Raw genomic sequence first — 1,582 nt, 5'->3', positions numbered from 1 at the left:
TTTAATTTCCCCCTTGAATAAATAAAGGAAATGCAAGTCCGTATTGATAAATTTCTTTTCCATTTATGGTTTTTGATTTGTAAAACTGCCCGTAAACAGTTTTTTCCTGTTTAACTTTTAAAGTAGAACCTTCTTTTAGATAAATAACTTTATCTTTCCATATATCAACATCTTTGAAGTTATAGTTATTATCAACTGCTCCTCTGAATGTGAAATAGTCATAATAACTATTTGATAAATCGTAAGTTTCTTTTTCAGGTATAACTGGAGCAAGTGTTATGAATCTATCAGTTTTGTTTTTAAAATAATTTTCTATTTCTGGAAATTTCTCAAACTTACCAAAAACAATCCTTCCATATCCAACAGAGCGATTACCACCAAGTCCTGTATCTTGAAGGAGTTTAAAAACAGCTTTAAGCTCCTCTTTTATGGTTTCATCTTTTACAGCAACTAAAATATATCCTTCATTTAAAGCCACAACTTCTTCAAAAAACAGTCCTCCGCTACCTTCTGTTGTTCCGTAAAGTCTATCTATTGAAGCGTGAGGAATAGCGTCTTTTTCGACTAAAGAAATATCGCTTTGACTGGATTTCATTAGTTTGTGAAGCTCAAGTTCATTTTCTATATTTCCATCTAAAACTTCTTTAAAAATCTGAAAAGGAACAAACTGCAGTTTTTTTAGTTTTTTATAATCTATATCTGCTTTTTTATCTCTTTTTGCTTTTAAATTTGGTTTTGGAAAGTAATAATTGTTTTCTTTTTTAGGTAAAATAGAGCTTATTAAGAAAGGAGTATTCCCATTTTTTAATTCATTTAATAGTTTTTTTAACTTTTCTTCTCCATATAGAAGAAAATATCCCCAGCTTATAGCTCCAAATAATGTGTATGAAGATGGAAAATCTTTAAATAAAGATAAAGGAGTTATGTCTACTTTATAGACTTTCATATCAAGCACCTTTGAAAAAATTTAATGCTTTATCTATAGTTTCAAAACTTCCTTTTTCTTGAGGTTGAGCCTTTCCTTCATAAAAAGCTTTACTTTTGTATATGAGCTTTATTTCTTCAAACTTAACTCTTCCATTTCCTCTTGAACCTCCACCACCTAAATAGTTATCTTCTAATCTTTTCATACCCTCAAAAACTACTTTTAATCTTTGATGGTCTTTTTCATCAAAAACTTCATAAACTATTTCCACTTCAAATTCTGAACCTGCTGGGACTCTTTCCTGCTGTCTTGGGTTTGCTGCTGAAGTTATTCTGTCTATTGCGTTTTCTGTTTTTATTTCTGTATAAAGACCTGCTCCCAATTCATTTTTCCATTTTTCTATAGTTTCTTTTGTTGGATAAGCGTCATAAATTTTAATTCTAACAGGCTGAGGAGTTAAATTTTTATACTTTCCTGATAAATTTGCACCAATTCCAAAAATAATAGCTATATCGTTAAGCTGGTTTTCATCTTCTTGTTTTACGGGCTTAAACTGACTTTTCAATTTACCATTTTCCATTTCGGCTTCCACCAGACCATACTGCCATTCTAAAAGACTTCTCATTTTTCCTTTTAAAGAAGAACCAGGAATATAAG

The 1,582-nt window shown here is 30.2% G+C and carries 2 protein-coding genes; both read right to left on the bottom strand.

Features of this window, described 5'->3' with window-relative positions:
- Window position 1: 1 nt before the first annotated feature.
- Window positions 2-946 carry a type III-A CRISPR-associated RAMP protein Csm4 gene (gene csm4 / locus HG1285_RS02130; protein WP_008289203.1) on the bottom strand — a complete coding sequence of 315 codons (945 nt, stop codon included), beginning with the start codon at window positions 944-946 and terminating at the stop codon, window positions 2-4.
- A gap of 1 nt (window position 947) precedes the next feature.
- Window positions 948-1,582, bottom strand: a 635-nt coding sequence (gene csm3, locus HG1285_RS02135; protein WP_008289202.1) for a type III-A CRISPR-associated RAMP protein Csm3, incomplete at its 5' end; no start/stop codon positions are given.

The organism is Hydrogenivirga sp. 128-5-R1-1 (assembly GCF_000171895.1).
The sequence above is the reverse complement of the archived record's forward strand: the minus strand, read 5'-3'. Positions and strand labels throughout refer to the sequence as shown.

Excerpts from the sequence above, each read along its gene's own strand:
- csm4 (WP_008289203.1), bottom strand. The coding sequence starts at position 946 with ATGAAAGTCTATAAAGTAGACATAACTCCTTTATCTTTATTTAAAGAT.